This is a genomic window from Phytoactinopolyspora halotolerans, from assembly GCF_010550675.1.
Classification (GTDB): Bacteria; Actinomycetota; Actinomycetes; order Jiangellales; family Jiangellaceae; genus Phytoactinopolyspora; species Phytoactinopolyspora halotolerans.
This window is the reverse complement of the sequence record NZ_JAAGOA010000029.1, coordinates 36,274-56,669: the sequence shown is the minus strand read 5'-3', so window position 1 is coordinate 56,669 and position 20,396 is coordinate 36,274. Positions and strand designations below refer to the sequence as shown.

The following is a 20,396-nucleotide window of genomic DNA, read 5'->3' as shown; positions in this document are numbered from 1 at the left end:
GACGTTTGACCGAAACGCCCGAAAAGCGCTAGCGTCCGGACCACAACTGAACACGCAAGACAGGGGAGCGCAGCAGAGCGCTGAGAGTGCGGGCACACCCGCAGACCCTCAGAACCTGATCCGGGTCATGCCGGCGCAGGGAGTCAATTCTCGACACGCCAGCGGCGCACCAGTGGGACAGACCGACCGTCCCACCGGAGCGCCGTTTCACGTGCAGGGCTCAGACATCGGCGAGCGGCGCGCTCTGTCTTGCGGTCCGACGATGTCAGGAGAGCCGATGAGCCACGCGGACAACGCACCGACTCCGCAACCCGCCGATGAATCCGCCGCCGAACCCGCCGGCCAATCCGCCACCGCGCCCGCCGACGGTCGGGCGGGCGGTGAGGCCCGCGCCGACGCGGTACGAGCCACGGACACCACGGGACCTTCCACCGGCACGACCGGACCTGCCACGGGCACCGCCGTCCGGGATCCGCGCCGCCGGCCCCTCCGGCCTCGGTGGCGCACGGTCGACATCGTGGTCGCCTCCGTCCTCGGCGTGGCGTTCGGTCTGCTCTTCGCCGCCTGGAACAACTTCATCTACCCCGCCATCAGCCTGCCCTCGGATACGACGCCGTTCAGCCCGATCCTCGGCTCGATCTGGCTGATGCCCGCCGTCATCGGCGGACTCGTGATCCGCCGGGCCGGTGCGGCGCTGTACACCGAGGTGGTCGCGGCAACCACCTCGATGCTCTTCGGCTCGGTATGGGGGCTCTCGGTGTTCATGTCCGGCCTCTGGCAAGGGTTGGGCGCCGAACTCGTCTTCGCCGCGTTCGCCTACCGTCGCTGGGGGATCCCCGGCGCGTTGCTGGCCGGGGCCGGGGCAGGCCTCGCCATGGGCGTCAACCAGAGCATCGTGAGCGTGCCCTGGTACGACACGGGCTGGAAGATCGCGTACATCCTCTCGGCCGTGGCAGCCGGAGTCGCCGCGGGCGTCCTGAGCTGGCTGCTGGTGCGCGCCTTGGCACGGACGGGCGTGCTGGCGCCGTTCCCTTCGGGCCGCGTCCAACGCGAGATCTGAGCGGCCGTGACAGTGCCGAGCACGCAACTGCCCGCCGCCGACGCCCGTCCGCCCGGTGGACATGTACGGATACGTGGATGGGGCTGGCGGTACGCCGGCCGGAGGCGATGGGCCTGCCGGGGACTCGATCTCGACGTCGCTCCGGGAGAGCGAGTGTTGCTGGTCGGGGCGTCCGGGGCCGGGAAGTCCACCGTGCTGCACGCGATAGCCGGCCTGCTCGATCCCGAGGCGGCGGCGGAGCATGAGGGGGACGTCCTCGTCGACGGCCGTCCGGCCGCGATCGCCCGGGACCGGATCGGCATGCTCTTCCAGGACCCGGAAGCGTCGCTGGTGATGTCCCGGACCGGCGACGACGTGGCGTTCGGGCTGGAGAACGCGGGTGTACCGCGTGAGCAGATCTGGCCACGGGTGGACGCCGCGCTGCGCGCCGTCGGCTTCCGGCATGGTCTGGACCGGCCGACGTCCGCGCTGTCCGGCGGGGAGCAGCAACGGCTGGCGCTGGCCGGGGCGCTCGCACGGCGGCCGTCCGTGCTGCTGCTCGATGAGCCCACCGCGAATCTCGATCCTGACGGGACGACGCTGGTGTTGGACGCCGTCCGTCGGGGCGTCGAGACCTCCGGCACCACCCTGGTCATGGTCGAGCACCGGGTGGACCGAGCGATCGACCTGGTGGATCGGGTGGTCGTGGTGGAACCGGGTGGCGGCGTCGTCGAGGACGGACCGCCGTCGAAGGTGTTCGGCCGCCAGGCGGACGCACTGACAGCCGCCGGCGTGTGGGTGCCGTCCCGGTGGACTGGGAACACCGCCGACGGGTCGGCTCGCCCGATCACGACGCTGCACCACCACAGCGCCGACGCCCCGCCCACCGGTTCCGTCGCGGAGCCGACGCCGAACCAGCCCCGGCTGCGCGCCTCGGGTGTCAGCCGGACGTACCCCGGGGCGCCGGCGGCGGCCCTGCAGCCGGCGGACCTCACCCTGCACGCCGGTGAAGCCGTCTGCGTCACCGGCGCCAACGGAAGCGGCAAATCGACGCTGGCCATGATCTTGGCCGGCTTGACGCGACCGGACACCGGCGGCGCATTCCTCACCGACGACGCGCGGCGGCCGCTGCACCGCTGGCGCGCACGCCGGCTGTGCCGCCGGATCGGCACCGTCTTTCAGGACCCCGAGCACCAGTTCGTCGCCGCGAGCGTCGCCGACGAGCTGATGATCGGCCCGCGCCGCGCCGGAATGGACCCGGCGCAAGCCGAACGACGACGCACCGAGCTCCTGGAGCGGCTCCGGTTGCAGCACCTGGCGGGTGCCAATCCGTACACCCTCTCCGGGGGCGAGAAACGGCGGCTGTCGGTCGCCACCGCGCTGGCCACCGCACCGGACGTGCTGATTCTGGACGAACCGACGTTCGGTCAGGACGCCCAGACCTGGGCGGAGCTGCTACGGCTATGCGCTCGGCTCCGCGACGACGGCACCGCACTGTTCGCCGTCACCCACGACCTCGAGTTCGCCGCTGCGCTGGCCGACCGTCGGGTGGCCATGCACGACGGGACGATCACGGCGCCCACCGCAGCACATGCCGAAATCCCCGGGAGAACGACGTGATGCTGGCTGCGAACGCCGTAGGGGTGCGCACCCGCGGCCCGTTGGCAGGACGGAACCCGGTGGCCAAGCTGGGCGCCGCCTTCCTTCCCGCCGTCGTCCTGCTGGCCAGCGTCGACCCGGTGTCATCCGGCCTCATCCTGGCGACCGCCGTCCTCAGTGTCCCGGCCTGGGGGCTGCGCTGGCGCGACGTAGCGCGGCGTGGATGGCCGCTCGCGCTGGCGGTCGGCACCATCGCCATCGGCAATGCGGTGTTCACCGGACGCAAGGGCGGCACCGTGCTGGTCGACGCCGGACCGCTGCTGCTGACGTCGGAGAGCGTCGTCGCCGGCGGCACCGCGGGCATGCGGCTGGCAGCCATCGCCGTGCCGGGCGTGCTCGCGGTACTCACCATCGATCCGGTCGATCTCGCCGACTCGCTGGCCGCGCACCTGCGCGTGTCACCGCGGTTCGCCTATGGTTCGCTCGCCGCCTTGCGGCTCGCGCCGCTGCTGGCCACAGAGTGGGAGATCCTGGGAAGGGCCCGGCGAGCACGCGGGCTGCAGGCCGGCGGCAACCCGGTGGCGGCCGTCCGGCTGTTCGGCGGGCGGCTGTTCGCGCTGCTGGTCGGCGCGGTGCGGCGCGGCAGCCAGCTGGCGGCGGCGATGGACGCCCGGGGATTCGACAGCCGTGGACCGCGCACCTGCGCCCGGAGCACCCACTTCACCCGCGCGGACACCACCCTGCTGCTCGGATCCGGCGTGCTGACCGCGACCGCGGTCGTACTGGCCGTCGCCACCGGCCAGTGGAGCGCCGTGCTGTGAGCGTCGCTTTCGTCGAGACCGAGCCGACGCGCGAGATGCGGGTCGCGCAGAACGTCACATGTCGGGGTTGCGGAGGATGCGCAGGTGTCCGCGGCGCGTACCCTCACCCATCGGTTCTTCCGGCTCTTCCGGCGGCTTCGCCGCCTCGCGCACGGCATCGGCGAGTGCCAACAGGTCGTCGCTGGACGGGCCGAGCGCGGCCGGATCCGGCGCGAGTCTGATCACTTCCCAGCCGCGCGGCGCGACGAGCCGCTCCGAATGCTCCGAGCAGAGGTCGTAGGCGTGCGGCTCCGCGTACGTCGCCAACGGCCCCAGCACCGCCGTCGAGTTGGCATAGTCATACGTGAGCGTCGCCACGGCCGTGCGGGAACAGGCCGACCGGGAGCAGCGACGTGTAGGGCTCACAATGGCCAAGGTTAACGCCCAGGCAGGTGTGTTGGCCGCTCGGCACGCGCGAGGCAGCGGACGCACTGCTAATCTGCCGACGTGAGGCGAGCACGGGTCCCGAAGGGCACACGTCAGGTCACGCTGCCACCGTTGCGCCGGGACAGGCGTGGCCACGGTCTGCGGGCGCCGTTGGCGCCGGAGGACTCTCCGCTCCGCCGCTCGCCCGCCCAGCGGTTCGACGACATCGTGCTCGACTGCGTCGAACGTCTGGACCGGCGCTGGAAGGAGCAGCTGGCCAAGGTCGAGTTCGCCGTCGAGGACGTGCCCACGCTGGACGACTGGCCGCATGACTGGGTTCCGTTGGCGCGCGCGTTCGCGAGCACCGGCGTGCTCCCCGCCCGCATCGTGATCTTCCGGCGGCCCATCGAGACCCGCGCCAAGGGCGGGTTCCGGCTACCGGATCTGGTCAGCGACGTCGTCGCCGAGCAGGTCGCGGAGATGTTCGGGGTAGACCCGCAGGACGTGGACCCCAGCTACGGCAGCCACGGCTGAAGACGCACGGAATGCCGGCTCGTCGCTTACTCCTCGGACGAGTCGAAAACCCCGGGGAGCTCGTTGACGACGCGCGGCACCCCGACCTCCACCACGGGTGCCACCAGTGGCATCAGATCCAGGTACGCCCCGCCGTCGTCGGACCCGACGATCTCCCGCGCGGCCACGATGGTTCCGGGCTGGCTGGGTTCGACCACCACCGTGGCGAACGTGGCGTCCTCCGGGCGCTCCACCTCGACCGGCACCGTCGCCCGGGCCGGGATGTCGTGCTCCTGCTCGTCGGCCACCTCACCGTTCTCGGTCAACGTCCGTACCGTGACGCGGGTCGGTCCTTCCGCGACGGAACTCAGATACAGCCGGGTCGTGAACGCGTCGCCACCTCGGCCGAACAGCGCCGGGGCCGCCCCGTCCAACGGGAGGGTCGCCGACGTGAAAGCGAGATCCGGTCCGCCGTCGTCCGGGTCGGCGACGGTTCGCACCGACGCGGTGATCGGTTGGTCGCTGCTCAGCTCGATCGACGAGGGATCCCTGCTGATGTCGTCCAGGGACAGCTCGAACACGCTGCCCGACGGGACGGTCACCACCTCGTTGTCGACCGGCGCGTACGGTCCGTTGGCACCGAGTAGCCGCAGTGACACGATCGCGTCGATATCTCCCGGGTTCAAGATCCGCAGCGTGCCGCCGCGCCGGTCCGAGATGCCGGGGATCACCACTTCTTCGCGCGGCTGAACGGCGGCCGGGATGAAACTCATGCCGAGCGGTGTCGTCCCGTCCGCTTCCCGCACCTCCAGCGCCGCGGACACCCGCCCCTGCGTGGTGGAGACGTGCACGCCCACCCGTTGCGAGTCCGGAGCGTACGCGTCCAGGAGCAGCACCCGCTGACTGTTCGCCGGTACCGCGATCCCCTGGCTGGCCGGAGCGTCGATCGAGCCGGCGCCGTCCCAGAGCTCGACGTCGACGACGGCGCCCACCGACGTCGGGTTGGACAGCACGAGCCGGCCACGCCGGCCCACTTCGCCGGAGCCCCCGACGAACCAGTGCTCGCGGCTGGCCGGCCCGCACGTGGTCGTGCTCAGCCCGCGCAGATCGGTCTCGTCGATGCGCAACGACTGTTCCACGGCCATGCCGGGAGCCAGCGTGCCGTCGCCCTGGACCACCACCGACCTCGGCTCCGCGGTCTCCACCCGAGTGATATCGAGAACGCCGCGGTCCTCCACCGTCGCCAGCGGTTCCTGCTGCTCATCGGAGGAGTCCGTCTCATCGGGGGAGTCCGTCTCATCGGGCGAATCAGCGTCGTCGTCATCGGCGTCGTCGGCCTCCTCCCCAGGTTCCTCGACGATGTCGAGCAACCGCGCCGTGATCGGCCCGGCGTCATCGGAGACCGTGGGCACGTCCGGCAGGGCGAACACGCCCACGTGCGACCGGCCCGACTCCTCACCACCGGCATACGGGCAGACCACCGACGTCCGCACCACCGGTTCCTGGACCGTCGGGTACTCCTCGACGACCGACTCCGGCGGCCCGGTGAACGACGCCAGCGTCAACACTCCGGCGACGCCGGCCGCAACCGCGAGTGCACTCATTCCGCCGCGCATCAGGACTCACCTTTCTCACCGTCGCGCCGACCGCGGTGACCGCCGGATCTGCGGCCGGCCGCTCGGCGACCCCGATAACCGCCGCTGTCCTCCGTCGACGGTTCGTCGCTCCGGCGGGCACGCCGGCCGCGATACCCCGGAGACGTCGATTCCGAGGTACGCCCCGGCTCGGCCGCAGCACCACCGGATGCCGGCTCCCCCGTCGACGCCTGCGGCGGGGCGGGCGGCTGAGCGGGAGCTTCCGGCCAGCTGGAAGCCACCGGCGGCGTGGGCATCTGCGCCGACCCGGCCGGCGCCCGATCGGGCGGCATCTGACCAGGCGGCATCTGAGCCGGCGGGTAGGCCATCCGGTCGGCTGTCTCCGGCGGCGTCTGCGCCGGCTCGGGCGGAACTGCGCCGGCGGTTCCCGCCGGCCTGGTCGCCGCCGCCAGCACACGCGCGGCCCCGGCCGGCACCGTGGGTGACGTCGTGCTCGCCGCACCGGCCACCACCGGCAGATCCGGCGACGTCGGCTCGTCCGGATCGATGTCCGAGGCGTCGTCGACGGCGCCCTTCTGCCGGCGCATTCCGGGCAGAGCCAGCACGGTCACGATGATCACCAGGCCTAGCTGGATCAGGAGCACCCCAGCGCGCTGAGTGCCTCGGTGCGACAGTTCCAGCTCACCGCCTTCGGCGCCGATCTCGAACGCCTGTGCCCATCCGTCGTAGACCACGGGTGTCAGGTCGGATCCGTTCAACGTCGCCGACCATCCGCTGTCCGCCAACTCGGCCAAGACCAGCAGCCGCCCCTCATCGCCGGCGGGCACGTCGGTGCTCGCTTCGATCTCGTCGGTCGGCACGATCACCGGCTCGGACGGCGCGTCCGCGGACTCCTCCCCCTCCGGCGGCGGCTGGATCAGCGTGGCCCGGCCCACCGGCTGGTCGACGCGCCACATCGCGGCGCCCTCGGGCGCGCTCGCCCGGGCCAGCCCGGGGATCGTGTCGAGGATGTCGGCCAGGTCCGGGTCGAACGGCGCCTCGAGGTAGACGTACTTCACCGCGAAGACCGCGAGGCTCGCGCCGTCGGCCGCGCCGCGGCCGGAGACGATGTCCGCAACGGTCTCGTCGAGGGCGGTGTACTTGTCCGGTTCGGGCCCGGATTCGGCGTCGCCCATCCGGGGCCCGGACGAGCGCAGCAGCGAGTACGTCACCCGTCCGTCGTCGGCCCGGCTGATCACCAGGGTACGGATGCGTTCCGGCTGTTCGGCCTCGGCCGAGATGTACGCGGGCAGGACGGCGGGATCGCGCCGCTCCAGCGGGTCGTCAGCACCGTCCACCACCCACCAGACGGCGGACACCAGCGGCACCAGCAGCGCCGCCGCGGCCGCGAGCGCCACCAGCGGCTGCAACCAGCCGAAACTGGTCCGTGCCAGCCAGCTCCGGGCGCCCTCGCCGGCCACCACCGCCGCGACGATCAGCGCACCGCCGATCAGCACCGCCGGGTATCCCGGCCACCCCGCGACCGGGGTCTCCAAGGTGGGCCCGGTAACGGCCAGGCGGGAGACCACGATCCCGACGACCAGCCCGGCGCCCACGACGGCCCAGGCCGTAGAGACCAGCAGCCGCCGCTCGGACCGCAACAGGGCGGCCCAGCCGGCCAGCACCAGCCCGGCGCCGAGCCAGATCGGCGCACCGCCGGGGCCGCCCGGCTGCTGCAGCAGCACCGACCAAGGCGCCAGCTCGTCATCGGAGAGCCCCGGTCCCGGCATGCCCGCCTCGGTGACCAGCAACACCGGGTCACTCAGGACATTTCCGCTCCACGGGATCAGCACCACCGGAACGATCGCCACGATCACCGCGAACCGCAGCGCCGTCGCCCGGTCACGGTAGACCGTCGCCACACCGACTCCGCCGATGATGATCATCAAGATCCAGGCGAGCGGGACGAACGCCGCCATCACGGCGAGGATCAGCCCCGCGCTCCAGGCGGCGCGGAACGGCCCCGGAGAGCCCGGGCGGCCGACGGTCCGGTACAGCGCCAGCACCAGCGGCGGAGTCAGGATCGTGGCCACCACCGTGCCCAGCCGGCCGGCCGCGACCGCCCCGGTGACCGCGGGAAGCAGGCCGTAGGTGACCGAACCCCATACTCTCAGCCAGCGCCCGGAGACCAGCCGGCGCAACAGGAAGTAGGCGCTGACCCCGGCGAGCAGCACCGATCCGAGCAGCAGCAGGTCGACCGCGAACGCGGCGCTGCGCACCAGGGTGGCGACCACGGCCACCACGGCGAGGTAGGGGGGCGCGGCCGTGCCGCTGCCGAGCCCGACGCCATGCCACGACTCGGTGTAGCTGCGCCACAGGTCCGCCGGATCGGACACGGTGGGCAGCAGCGCGCCACCCATCAGGTGCCCGCCGCCGATCAGGTCCCGCGCCGCGAGCAGCGTCAACAGCACCAGGCCCACACCCGCGAGCATCAGTGGGTGCAGCAGAAACCGCAGCAGGAAGGCGTCGTCGGTGGTCGGCACCTCGTCCTCGCTGCTCGCTGAGGCCCGCCGCGATGCTCCGGACACGTCGTGCCCGGAACCCGATCCGCTCAGGAAGGACAGCAGGTTCTCGCCGGCGTTGCGCAGCTGTTGCCCGCGTGGAGGGAACAGCGGACGGAGCTGGGTGTGCGGACGGCTCAGCCGACGACGGCGGGATCGACCGCGGACCAGCCGGTCCGGCCGGCCGAGCACGGCGAAGACCGCCCCGAGCTCCTCGACCGCCAGCGCCGGCTGCTTGCCGAACAGGAAGCCGACCGATCGGCCGAGCCCACCGATGATCACTCGCAACAGCAGGAACGGCAACCAGGCCAGGCGAGAGTTGACCAGCACGACGTAGAGCGCGTTGCGCCGGTCCGCCAGGTGCGGCCGCAGGCGGGTCGCTCCCAGCCGGCGACGTCCGTGTGCGGCGGCCTCCGCGTGATAGACCACTGCTTCCGGCGAGACGACCACCGGGTGACCCGCCCGGTTGGCACGCCAGCAGAAGTCGATGTCGTCCCGGAAGACCGACAGCACCGGGTCGAACCCGCCCAGCTCTTCCCAGACGTCGCGACGGATCAGCATGCCGGCGCTGCCGACCGCCAGGACCTCTTTGGTTTCGTCGTGCTGACCCTGGTCGTATTCCCGTCGGTCGAGCCCGGTGTGCCGGCGACCGCTCCCGGAGACCGTGACCCCGACCTCCAGCAGCTGGCGGTCGCCGCGCCAGCTGAGCACCTTCGGACCGATGACGCCCGCGTCCGGACGGCGCACCGCCGTCTCCAGCAGACGCTGCAGTGCGTCCGGAGCCGGAGTGCTGTCATCGTGCAACAGCCAGATCCATTCGGTCCGTTCGGCGGCCAGCACTCGTCCTCGCCGGGAGGCCACACCCATCTCGTCGGCGGCCTGCACGCCCTGCGCCACCGCCGCGCCGTAGCCCAGCGATCGAGGCGCGGAGACCACGGCCGGCGCACCGAGCGCCGCGGTGAGCAGCTGCCCGGTGTCGTCCCGGCTGCCCGTGTCGACGGCGATGAGCCGGTCCGGCGTATGCGTCAGCCCTGCCAATCCTTCGAGGACTCGCGGGAGCCATCGGCTGCCGTTGTGCGCGACCAGGACGGCGGTGACATCGTGCGCGTGCAGCGCGCCCGGGTTGACCGGTGCGATCTCGGTGAACTGCCCGGTGAAGGCGTCGAGAGCGGCGTCACTGCCGTAGCCCTGGTCTTCGTAGATGCTTGATCCGCCAGGGAGGTCCAGCGGGTTCGGAGCACCCGGAGGACCCCCGGCACTCAGGGGACTTCCGCCGGCGGCGGAGTAGTTCTGGTCGGTTGCCATGCCTCGTCGTCGGTGTTGGTCGGTCCGTTTCCTCCAGTGGTGCGCACTGGATACGCCGACCGCCAACCATACGCCGACTTCCGGCCTCGAGCAGCATGCAGCCGTACCAGCGGCTCGCTCGACGCCCGGCTACCGCGTGCGGCGACGAGGCGACCGCAGCCGCTAGCCCGCGCGTTTCTTCAGCTTGCGCCGCTCACGCTCGGACAGTCCGCCCCAGATCCCGAATCTCTCATCGTTGGCCAGCGCGTACTCGAGACACTCCGCACGGACGTCACATGACAGGCAGACCCGCTTGGCCTCACGGGTTGAGCCGCCCTTCTCTGGGAAGAACGCCTCCGGGTCAGTCTGGGCACAGAGCGCACGCTCTTGCCAACTCGCCTCCTCGGCGTCGCCTCCGAGCAGGATCTCTAACTCTTCCCACTCACTCACATGGCTCGCCTCCTTCGACCATATCCGTGTCCTCCGAGGAGAACCGGCCCCCGTGGCGTTCCGCGGTGGTCGAGGCCGCGGAACACCGAACGACACGTACGAAATTACATGCCTGCAATACGTGCCCGTCAAGCGGAACCATGGTAAATGTTCTAAGTTCAAGATCGTCTGACCGTTCGGTTGATCGCCCGTTCCCATCTATCGCCGATCACCATCGGGTCGACGACACCATGATGCCGCCACCCGTTGATGATCTTCGACGTGCCTCAGCGTAGCGTCGAGGGGTGCTGAGAATCACCGCGCTGGCCGGTGGCGTCGGCGCAGCGCGTTTCCTGCGCGGGCTGCGCCGGGCCGCGCCCGACGCCGACATCACCGTGATCGGCAACACCGCCGACGACATCACCCTGCACGGCCTGCATGTCAGCCCTGACCTGGATACCGTGATGTACACGTTGGGCGGCGGCATCGACGAGCAGCAGGGCTGGGGACGCGCCGACGAGACCCATTCGGTCGCGGAAGAGCTCGCCGCCTACGGCGCCCATCCGCTCTGGTTCACGCTCGGTGACCGGGACATCGCCACCCATCTGGTGCGCACTCAGATGCTGGCCGCCGGCTACCCGCTCTCCGCGGTGACGGAAGCGCTCTGCGACCGCTGGCAGCCCGGCGTCCGGCTGCTGCCGATGTCCGACGACCGGGTGGAGACGCATGTGGTCATACCCGACGACGACGGGCAGACCCGGGCGGTGCACTTCCAGGAGTGGTGGGTACGGATGCGCGCGGCGGTGCCGGCGGAGCGGATCGTCCTGGCGGGCATCGACGCCGCGACACCGGCGCCGGGCGTGCTCGACGCCGTGGCAGACGCGGACGTCGTGCTGCTGCCGCCCTCCAACCCGGTCGTCAGCATCGGCCCGATCCTCGCCGTCGCCGGTGTGCGAGATGCCGTGGCCGCTGCCCGGGCACCGGTGGTGGGCCTGTCCCCGATCATCGGCGACGCGCCGGTGCGCGGGATGGCCGATGCGGTGCTGCGAACGATCGGTGTGGAGGTCAGCCCGGCCGGCGTCGCCGGGCTCTTCGCGGATCTGCTCGACGGATGGCTGGTCGACAGCACGGACGAGGCCTACGTCGCTGCCGTCGAGGAGGCGGGCGTGCGTTGTCGCGCGGTGCCGCTGTGGATGCGGGATGTCGAGGCCGCGGCCGCGATGGCCGCCGCCGCCCTGGACCTCGCCGCGGCTGTCCGCGGAGCCAGAACGTGACGCACGACGCAACGGGCCGGGCCGAGGGGCCGTTGCGCGGGCCGAGAATCGCGATCGGATGCGAGTTCAGGGCGCTATCGCCCACCAAAGTCGTATCCCATCCGCACGGGTACGGGGCGTGATCATGAGCACGTACCCGAGATTCGAGGTGTGGGGCGTACCCGGCATTCCGGAGGTGCACCCGCACGATGACCTCGTAGGGCTCCTGATCGACGCCCTCCACGCCGGCGACGCGGCCGGACCCCTGAGCGACGGCGACATCGTCGTCGTGACCAGCAAGATCGTCAGCAAGTCCGAGGGGCGGTTGCTCCGCGGTGTCGACCGCGACGAAGCGATCGACGCCGAGGCGGTGCGGACGGTCTCCGAATGGACCACGCCGCGGGGCCGGACCCGGATCGTGGAGACCCGGCACGGCTTCGTCATGGCGGCCGCGGGCGTGGACGCGTCGAACGTCACCGCCGGCGACGTCGTGCTCCTGCCCGAGGATCCGGATGCCTCCGCACGCCGCATCCGGGACGGGATCCGCGACCGGCTCGGCGCGCGCGTCGGCGTGGTCGTCACGGACACCGCCGGCCGGGTGTGGCGCAACGGCGTGGTGGACGTGGCGATCGGCGCGGCGGGCATCCACGCCGTCGATGACCTGCGAGGGCGCAGCGACCCGTACGGGAACGATCTGGGCGTCACGATCGTCGCCGTCGCGGATGAGCTCGCCGCCGCCACCGAACTGGTCCGTGGCAAGCTCTCCGGCGTGCCGATCGCCGTGGTGCGCGGGCTGGCACACCTGGTGAGAGTCGACGACGGCACCCCCGATCCGGGAGCGTCCGTGCTGATCCGTCCCTCGGCCGAGGACCGGTTCCGGCTCGGCACCCCGGAAGCGATGCGCGAGGCGGTGCTGATGCGGCACGACGTCACCGCGTTCACCCCGGAGACGGTCGACCACGCGACGATCCGCCGCGCCGTCGCCGCCGCGCTGACCGCACCGTACCCGGCCAGGCCCGGCACCGAATCCGACCCGCCGGTGCGGTTCGTCGCCGCCGAGTCGGCCCGGGCCAGATCGGTCCTGGCGGACGCCGTGCGCGCACCGGGCCGGGATCCGGCGGAGGTCCTGCTCGCGGCCGGCGCCGTGCTCGTGCCGTGTGCCGTCGCCGGCAACGGCGGCTCCACGGCCGCCGGCAACGGCGCCGATGCCGGCGACCACAGCGTCACGCTCGCCGTCGGCGCCGCGGTGGAGAACCTGCTCGTCACCCTCGCCGCGGACGGGCTCGGCGCGTCCTGGCTGTTCCCGGCGGCGGGCACGTCGCCCGCGAAACTCGCCGCGGACCTCGACCTGCCCGCGGAATGGGCACCCCACGGCGCCATCGTGATCGGGCATCCGGCCGCACCACCTCAGGTCCACCCGCCGCGCCCGCTGGACGGCTTCCTCAGCACCCGGTGAGCGCGACGTAACCTCGGGTCATGGCCACGACGACACCGTACGATCTGCTCCGCGCCGAACTGCAGCGCGACAGCGCGCGCCCGCTGGTGACCTTCTACGACGACGCGACCGGCGAGCGGGTCGAGCTGTCCGTGGCGACCTTCGACAACTGGGTCGCCAAGACGGCGGGCCTGCTCCGCGACGACCTGGCCACCGACTCCGGCGCCCGGATCGCCGTCCTGCTGCCACCGCATTGGCAGGCGTTGGTGTGGGCGGCCGCCTGCTGGGCGCTCGGCGCCTGCGTCGTGGACAGCGCGGATGGAGCCGACGTGCTCGTGGTGGGCCCCGACACGCTGGACCAGGCGGCGACCACCGAGGCGGAGGAGGTGGTCGCGCTCTCGTTGCGTCCGCTCGGCGGCCGGTTCGCCGATCCGCTGCCGATCGGCGTGCTCGACTACGCGGTCGAGGTTCCCGGGCATCCGGACCGGCTGGCCGGCTACGTACCGCCCGCAGCCACCGAACCAGCCCTGGAACACCGCGGAATCAGTCACACCCTCAGCGGCCTGGTGGATCAGGCGCGCGAACGCGGAGACCGGCTCGGCGCCGACCCCGGGGCGCGGTTGCTGGTCAGCACGGCAGATCTGCGCACCGCGTTGCTCGATGCGTTGCTGGTACCGATGGTCGTCGGGGGCTCGGCGGTACTCGTCCGCAACGAGGCCGACGGAACCCGCGACTCGCGCATCGCCGCCGAGCGTGTGACGGTTGTCGCACCGGCCGGCGCCGAGAGCGAGGACGCCGGCGCCAAGAGTGAGGACGCCGGCCCTGACTGAGATCGTCCGCCCAGCGTCGTCCGGCCGCAGTGTGCGGTCCGGATGGGGCGCTGGAGTTTATGACATGGCATTATCGTCTCCCGTGTCTGAAACCGATGCCCGAGCCGTGGATGTGCTCGACGTGTCCGACCTGCGCTTCGCGGGCGGAACCGCGCACAGCATCGCCGAAGAGGTCAAAGCACAGCACGCGGCCGGTTTCAGCACCGCTCTCCTGCACCTCAACGGACCGCTCGTGGCCAAGGTCTCACCGGTCAACGCCCAGATCAGGGCGGAGGTCGAACAGGGCCATGCGGAGCTCCTGTTACGCCCCGAGCACGTCCGCGCCCGGGTGGCCGTAGTCCGGCACCCAGCCGTGCTGGAGAAGGCCGCCGGTCAGCTGCCCCCGGTCCAGGCGGACCACGTCGTCATCGTCGCCAATGCCGCGCCGCACGACATCGACGGGCACGAGCACTACCGCCCGGAGCACGTGCACCGAATTGCACGGGAGCGTTTCGGCCACGAGCCGTTATGGGCGCCGATCGGTCCGCAGGTGCGGGAGTCGATCACCGGCCGGGTCCCGCCGGCGTCGTTGCTGGACTCCGATTGGGTCAACATCATCGACGTGGACGCCTGGCGTCACGAACGGCGCGGTCCTCGCGGAGCCCGCCCGATTGTGGGCCGGCACAGCCGGTCGTCGGCGCAGAAGTGGCCGCGGGACGCCGAGACGCTCCGAGCGGTCTACCCGGTCGACGGCTCGTGGACGATCCGCGTCCTCGGCGGTGCGGAGCCGGCCGAGGCGTTGCTGGGCACGCTGCCGGATTCGTGGGAGGTGTACGAGTTCGGCGCCATGTCACCCAAGGAGTTCCTCGGCGGCCTCGACTTCTTCGTGTACTTCCATGACCCACGCTGGGTGGAGGCGTTCGGACGGACCATCCTGGAGGCGATCGCCAGCGGGGTCCCGGCCGTGCTACCCACGGTGTTCAAGCCCCTCTTCGGCGAGGCGGCGGTCTATGCGGAGCCGAAAGACGTCCGGCGCGTCATCGACCGGCTGTACGCGGATCAGGCGGCCTACGACGCACAGGTCGCCCGCGCCACCGAGGTGGTGCGGGGCCGGTTCGGATACGAGGCACACGTCGCGCGGCTGACGGACCTGATCGGTGCACCCTCCGGCCCTCCGGCAGCGTCGCCGGCTCCGGCTCCGGCTCCGGCATCATCCCCGGTGCAGACGTCGTCATCGCCGGTACCGGAGACGTCGAGCGGCGCAGGCCAGGACGGCACAGGCCAGGACCGCGGCGACCACCCGGCGGCCCGCCCGCCCGTGCCGCCCGCCGAGACGGCGCAGGCGTCCGTCCTGTTCGTCTCCAGCAACGGCTCCGGCATGGGCCACCTGACCCGGCTGCTGGCCTACGCGCTGCGCACCGGAGCGGACGTCGCCCCGTACTTCGTCTCGCTGTCCCAGGCGGCACCGGTGGTGAGCACCTTCGGCTACCCGTGCGAGTACCTGCCGTCGATGACGGCCACCGGGCTGGCTCCGGGCCGTTGGCACGCGTATTTCGCCGAATGCATGGCACAGGTGATGGATCGGATCCGGCCTGCCGTCGTCGTCTTCGACGGAACCTGGCCGTACGAAGGAATCCCCGCAGTACAGGAGACCTTCCCCGAGGTGCGCTGGGTGTGGTCGCGGCGTGGAATGTGGAAGCCAGGCCAGGGCGCGGACCGGTTGGAGAAGGCAGCCTGGTTCGACCTGGTGCTCGAGCCCGGGGATCTGGCCTCTCCGGCGGACCGGGGCGTCACCGGCAAGGCGGCGGCGGAGCGTGTCGGCCCGATCACGCTGCTGGACACCGACGAGCTCGATGTTCGGGACAAGGCCCGCGCCGCGCTCGGCGTCGAGCCGGACGCACCGCTCGCCCTGGTCTCACTCGGTGCCGGCAACATCAACGACACCAGCGACGACGTGGGCGCCTCGATCGCCGCGCTGCGCAACCTCGGCGTCCAGGTCTGCATCACCAAACCCGAGATCGCCGCGGGCGGCGGCGTGCACTCCGGCGTCCATGTGGTGCGCGCCTACCCGCTGTCCCGCTACTACCGGGCCTTCGACGTCGCGGTGAGTGCGTCCGGGTACAACTCCTTCCACGAGTTGTTGCGGTTCGGCGTGCCGACGCTGTTCGTACCCAATCTTCAGACCGCCCTCGACGACCAGCGGGCCCGCGCCGGATTCGCCGCCGAGAAGGGCCTGGCCCATCAGGTCACGACGGTCACCGTGGAGTCGGCCGAGCCATTGCTGGCCGACCTTCTCGCCCGTGGCACCGAGATGGTGTCCCAGGTGGCGCAGTTCGATCCGGGCAACGGCGCCGCCGATGCGGCGATGCGCATCACTGACCTGATCCGCTGAGCAGGCTGTCACTAAGGTGGTCCACGTGGCGAGCAACCCCAGAGTCCGCAAAGCCGGCCGGTACGTGCGGCGGCTCCCCGGATACCGTTACGCGCGTCGAGCACTGCTGCCCCGCATCCGGCAGAGTTCGAGCGCCCGGTCTCTGGTCAAACGGGTCTTCGATGTGGACGCGGCGCAGACCGCCCCGCTCGACGTGGCGCCGGGCAACGTCCTGGGGGGTGTCGGGACCGAGCGGTTACCCGTCGTCGTCGTGCTGATGCTCGATGTGCCGGCGGAGCGGATCGGTCCGATCGTGGATGAGATCGCACGGCTACAGCTGCTCACCGCCGGTTTCCGGCCGGTGCTGGTGCTGGACCGGCCGCAGCTGTCGGCGGTGCGGCGATATGCCTATCCGAGCGAGCTGCTCATCTCCCGGGACCACTGGGCGGACGAGTATCAGAGCTGGACCGAGTACGCGCAGCAGCGGCTGGGCCGGATCATCACCACGTACCGGAGTTCCGCGACCGTGGTCGTCGGCCCGGAAGGCCTGGACGAGGCCAACCGGATGATCCTCTCCAGCTGTGCTCCGGCAGCCTGAGCGCCGTTCGAGGACGCGCATCCGGCTCGACGCAGGTTCGCACGGCGTCAGGCGTCACCGGGGTCGCGTCTCCACCAGCTCCGGCCGGGATGACGGCGGCCCGAAGATCGCCCGCATCGACAGCGCGGACACCAGTTCGAGGGGGCCATGCACCCGCGCCTGCATCGGACGATCGCGATCATCGCCGGAACCGTCGGAGACTCGTCCGGTCAGGCCGAGCTCGGTCATCAGCTCGAGCCACCACCGCCGGTAGTCATCTCGTGCGAGCTCCCCGGTGACGGTGATCTCCGCCGAGACGGTCGACGGCTGCCGCTCGGTACGCAGTCCGTACCGCTCGGCATAGTGCTCCACCAGAGCCGCGGAGACGTTCCGGGACGGGCCGAACACGGGAAAATGGTGCGACGTCGTCCCCGGTAGCGAGTTGAGTTCACAGACCGCGGCCGGCTGCCGCTGCAGGGACAACCGGTGGTCTCCCACCAGCACGTCCACGCCGGCATGGTCCAGCCCGGGGACCGCGCGCACCGCCCTGACCGCCAGGTCCAGCAGCGACGGGTCCGTCTCCGCGAGCACCTCGGCGCTGTCGCCGCCCCTGGTCAGGTTGGCCGCGGTGGTCAGCGGGACCTCCCGCCCGGCCGGCGGCACCGAGTCGGGAGACAAACCCTGCTCGTCCAGGAGTGCCAGGGCATGCCGGTCCAGCCGGATCAACCTGCTGCGCAGATGCGGGTTACGCAGCCGGAACAGATTCTTCGCCAGCACCAGTTCCGCCACGGTCGACCGGCCGTCGCCGGTCACGCGGGCCGGCCTGCGGTGCACCACCGAGACGACGCGGTCGCCGACCACCAGGAACCGGTAGTCTGCGCCCGGAATATGCCGCTCGACGATGGCCCGTGCGTGGCCTGCGTCGGCGAGCCGGCCGAGTGCACGCTCCAGCGCCGGCTCGCCGCTGATGCCGGCGGTGACGCCTTGCCCGCCCTTGCCGTCGGCCGGCTTGACCACCACCGGCCATCCCACCGAACCCGCGAACGCGTGCGCCCCGCGGATGTCGTCCACCGCCAGCAGCCGCCCCTCCGGCACCGCAACCCCGGCCCGTGCCAGCAGCCGGCGGGTGACCTGCTTGTCACCGCAGATCTTGGTGGCGTGCCGGCTGGTCGACGGGCCGGTCGTGCAGTGAAAGCCGATGGCACGACCCGCGGCGTCTTCGGCATGGACGTCGACGCCATGGAAACGCACGGTCCGCAGCCCCAGCCGGTGTGCCTCGCGCTCCAGCAGATAGCTGTCGAGTGAGTTCTTCCCCAGAGGCTCCAGGCCCAGCGCACCGTACTCCTGCCGATCCGCGTCCGTCGTCGAGTTCCACGGGTCCGGGTGAGGAGCCGACCGCGCCCACGCGGTCCGCCCCATCCAGCAGACCAGTCGCGGAAGGCTCAGCGGCGGGCCCAACGGTGCGGACACCGGTTCGGGCTCCCACCCACGGTCGATGTCATCCGTCTCGTCCCGGGCCAGTTCGATCCGGGCTCCGTCGGGGGGATCGAACACGTACGGCGGAGCCGACGGGCTCGCCGCGGCGTCGGCGCCGTCCGGGTTGAGGCCCGCCCGCGCATCCATCGCCGCGGTGACGCCGATGCGCCCCGCCCGCGCCAGCAGATCGAGTGTCGCGGCCCTCAGGACGCGGTCCATGCGCTCCAGCGCGGCATGGCATGATTCCGGCCCGGTGTGAGCGCGGACCGCCTCCGCGAACCGCGCCGCGACCTGCTCCACCACATCGCGCGCGCCATCGGACTCGTCCGGGAACCTGGCCCCCACCAGTCTCTGGACGGCGCCGTCCAGAGACTCCCCCATGGCCGGCACGTTCCAGGGCGACTGCACCCCGGGCGGCAGCGCCGCCACGGCTCCCCCCACGTACGGTCGTCCGGCGTCCGTTCCGCTGAGGCGCGCGACGATGCCGAGCCGGCGCGGCTTGGTCGAACGAGGACCCGGGTCACCCACGCCCGGGACCTCAGTGACCAGGACTTCAGTGAGCCACATCCCCGTCCCATCCCGTCCACGGTCGCATCGCGCCCCAGCTCATGACGCGCCAGGCCAGCCTAGTGGATCGACTCGCCTCACATGCGGCGTCTGCACCGCCGTGACCATCATGCACCAGACGGTGCGGACGGCCCTTCCGGATCGGGCCGGACCGGATTTGTCAGGGCAGAACGCGAATCCTCTCAGATTGTCGTTGGCACAGTAATTGCACTCACACGGATTTCGCGGATGAGTCCGCGAACCGCGCGTCGCCGAGTCAGCGTCGATAAACCCGCCGCAATCGAGTCGATATGCAACCTCTTCCGCGGTCCACGCGTCTAGCTGAATGAGAATGCGCCACCGCGGTTGTGCGCAATTGCGTAGTTCCATGGCCAGACCGCGCTGTCACCGGTATAGTGCGCGACCAACGTCGATGGGGACGTAGAGGGGAAACATGATGACAATGGCATCACGCTCACTGGGCCGGGGGAGTCCTTTCCGCAGGCCTTCGGCAACCGGGCGGTAGCGAATGGCGTGGGGGGAAGTTCCACCATCGGTGCCGCGATTCAGCTACGACAGCTACCAGGTACATCGCGCGGCACTCGCGCGCGGACTGACCGTGCTGGCGCTGCCGCGGCAGGTCCTGCTGGCCGGACCCGGCGCCGCCGTACCCGCGGCGGTCTCCTTCACCCACGGTGTGCCCGAGGCGTCCACGGTGTCCGCGGTCACGCACGCCCAAGACCGCAGGCTCCGGCGGGCTCTGCTGGAACGCAACGGGTTACCCGTGCCCAAAGGCGCCACCTTCACCTACGGCAGCGTCGACAGCGCCATCCGGTGGGCGGCGGCGCTGGGCTGGCCGGTCGTGGCGAAGGACGCGATGGGAGAGAACCCGGCCACCATGATCGCCGGGATCTCCACCGGCGAAGCACTGCGGGAGGCGTTCCGTACCTTGCGGATCCGCAGGCCGGAGGACCGCGCCCCCGGCCGGAATCCGGAGCTCGCCGGGTACGCCGCTACCCGGCTCGGCTTCGACATCGACGAGGACGGCAACCAGGTCGCGCCGCCACGAACGCGTTTCCTGGTCGAAAAACAACTGACGGGCGAGTATCTCCGGGTTTTCACCTGCGGCGACGCCGCCCCGATCTCTATCACGCTGGTGCGGTCCACCGCGACCGGTGTGGACGACGTGACCGGATCCATCGATCCGTCGCTGCGCCGGCTCGCGGTCCGCGCGGTCAGGTGCATTCCCGGTCTCGCCGCGGGAACGGTCGATCTCATCGTCGACGATCACCGCAAACCCGCTGACGAACAATCGGCCCACATCGTCGAGGTGGCGGAACGGCCGCGGGCCGACAGCTTCGCGACGGTCTCTCCCGCCCACGGTGACCGGATCGGCGACTACTTGCTCGAATATCAAGCCGCCTGTGCGAATGTGACCCTCGCAGATCCGAACGAGTCGATCTCCGCGACCTTTCGTATCGAAGGGCTTCAGAATCCCGAGGCGTCAGCACACGGATACCGCGCGGTCGCACATGCCTATGGCGTCGACGGCGATGCGGCCGTCGTGAATCGTTTGGAGGGAATTCTCGATGGCGAATGCTCGGGAACCCCGGCCGCAATCGCGGCACTTCATGAGGCGATGATGAGCGGCGCCGCGTCCGACGACCGCGCCTCGTGCATCGAATGTCGAGTGGGTGCATGACA

The 20,396-nt window shown here is 71.2% G+C and carries 15 protein-coding genes and 1 riboswitch; of the genes, 10 read left to right on the top strand and 5 right to left on the bottom strand.

Annotated features, from left to right (window positions below):
• The first annotated feature begins 51 nt into the window (after positions 1 to 51).
• A riboswitch (TPP riboswitch) is annotated at positions 52 to 159 on the top strand.
• 118 nt (positions 160 to 277) lie between these two features.
• From G1H10_RS28460 to G1H10_RS28450, 3 genes are read left to right on the top strand one after another with little or no spacing between them, the layout of a single operon-like run.
• Positions 278 to 1,060, top strand: a complete 783-nt coding sequence (locus G1H10_RS28460) for an ECF transporter S component (RefSeq protein ID WP_163744356.1) — start codon at positions 278 to 280, stop codon at positions 1,058 to 1,060.
• A gap of 6 nt (positions 1,061 to 1,066) precedes the next feature.
• A complete protein-coding gene (locus G1H10_RS28455) occupies positions 1,067 to 2,659 on the top strand; it encodes an ABC transporter ATP-binding protein (RefSeq protein WP_216853754.1) in 1,593 nt (530 codons plus the stop codon).
• Positions 2,659 to 3,459 carry an energy-coupling factor transporter transmembrane component T family protein gene (locus G1H10_RS28450; protein ID WP_163744430.1) on the top strand — a complete coding sequence of 267 codons (801 nt, stop codon included), beginning with the start codon at positions 2,659 to 2,661 and terminating at the stop codon, positions 3,457 to 3,459. The genes G1H10_RS28455 and G1H10_RS28450 overlap by 1 nt, the downstream gene beginning before the upstream one ends.
• A gap of 54 nt (positions 3,460 to 3,513) precedes the next feature.
• Here the strand turns inward: G1H10_RS28450 and G1H10_RS34805 are convergent, their stop codons facing one another.
• The gene (locus G1H10_RS34805) at positions 3,514 to 3,864 is read right to left on the bottom strand and encodes a DUF3499 domain-containing protein (protein ID WP_163744355.1); all 351 of its coding nucleotides are present in this window, start codon (positions 3,862 to 3,864) and stop codon (positions 3,514 to 3,516) included.
• An 81-nt stretch (positions 3,865 to 3,945) separates the two neighbouring features.
• On the opposite strand from G1H10_RS34805, the gene G1H10_RS34800 reads away from it, so the two are divergent.
• A complete protein-coding gene (locus G1H10_RS34800) occupies positions 3,946 to 4,398 on the top strand; it encodes a metallopeptidase family protein (RefSeq protein WP_312856658.1) in 453 nt (150 codons plus the stop codon).
• Between the two features lie 26 nt (positions 4,399 to 4,424).
• Here G1H10_RS34800 and G1H10_RS28435 read toward each other — a convergent pair whose 3' ends face one another.
• From G1H10_RS28435 to G1H10_RS28425, 3 genes are all read right to left on the bottom strand, one after another.
• The gene (locus tag G1H10_RS28435) at positions 4,425 to 5,993 is read right to left on the bottom strand and encodes a DUF5719 family protein (protein ID WP_163744353.1); all 1,569 of its coding nucleotides are present in this window, start codon (positions 5,991 to 5,993) and stop codon (positions 4,425 to 4,427) included.
• A complete protein-coding gene (locus tag G1H10_RS28430) occupies positions 5,993 to 9,817 on the bottom strand; it encodes a glycosyltransferase family 2 protein (RefSeq protein ID WP_163744351.1) in 3,825 nt (1,274 codons plus the stop codon). Before G1H10_RS28430 ends, G1H10_RS28435 begins: the two co-directional genes overlap by 1 nt.
• Positions 9,818 to 9,979: 162 nt before the next feature.
• Entirely contained in the window at positions 9,980 to 10,246 is a 267-nt protein-coding gene (locus tag G1H10_RS28425; RefSeq protein ID WP_163744349.1) for a WhiB family transcriptional regulator, read from the bottom strand.
• Between the two features lie 287 nt (positions 10,247 to 10,533).
• On the opposite strand from G1H10_RS28425, the gene cofD reads away from it, so the two are divergent.
• The 5 genes from cofD (at position 10,534) to G1H10_RS28400 (ending at position 16,691) form a co-directional block, all read left to right on the top strand.
• The gene (gene cofD, locus G1H10_RS28420) at positions 10,534 to 11,499 is read left to right on the top strand and encodes a 2-phospho-L-lactate transferase (RefSeq protein ID WP_163744426.1); all 966 of its coding nucleotides are present in this window, start codon (positions 10,534 to 10,536) and stop codon (positions 11,497 to 11,499) included.
• A 124-nt stretch (positions 11,500 to 11,623) separates the two neighbouring features.
• Positions 11,624 to 12,934 (top strand): coenzyme F420-0:L-glutamate ligase, encoded by a 1,311-nt coding sequence (locus G1H10_RS28415; RefSeq protein ID WP_163744347.1) that lies wholly within the window; start codon positions 11,624 to 11,626, stop codon positions 12,932 to 12,934.
• 20 nt (positions 12,935 to 12,954) lie between these two features.
• Entirely contained in the window at positions 12,955 to 13,743 is a 789-nt protein-coding gene (locus tag G1H10_RS28410) for a TIGR03089 family protein (RefSeq protein WP_163744345.1), read from the top strand.
• A gap of 82 nt (positions 13,744 to 13,825) precedes the next feature.
• Complete coding sequence (locus tag G1H10_RS34795) at positions 13,826 to 16,114, top strand: glycosyltransferase (protein ID WP_216853751.1); 2,289 nt, start codon at positions 13,826 to 13,828, stop codon at positions 16,112 to 16,114.
• A gap of 25 nt (positions 16,115 to 16,139) precedes the next feature.
• Positions 16,140 to 16,691: a hypothetical protein gene (locus G1H10_RS28400; RefSeq protein WP_163744343.1), complete on the top strand. Its 552-nt coding sequence runs from the start codon at positions 16,140 to 16,142 to the stop codon at positions 16,689 to 16,691.
• A 54-nt stretch (positions 16,692 to 16,745) separates the two neighbouring features.
• Here the strand turns inward: G1H10_RS28400 and G1H10_RS28395 are convergent, their stop codons facing one another.
• The gene (locus tag G1H10_RS28395) at positions 16,746 to 18,713 is read right to left on the bottom strand and encodes an ATP-binding protein (RefSeq protein WP_163744342.1); all 1,968 of its coding nucleotides are present in this window, start codon (positions 18,711 to 18,713) and stop codon (positions 16,746 to 16,748) included.
• Positions 18,714 to 19,248: 535 nt separating this feature from the next.
• Between G1H10_RS28395 and G1H10_RS28390 the strand changes: the two genes are divergently transcribed.
• Positions 19,249 to 20,394 (top strand): ATP-grasp domain-containing protein, encoded by a 1,146-nt coding sequence (locus tag G1H10_RS28390; protein ID WP_163744340.1) that lies wholly within the window; start codon positions 19,249 to 19,251, stop codon positions 20,392 to 20,394.
• The last annotated feature ends 2 nt before the right edge of the window (positions 20,395 to 20,396 follow it).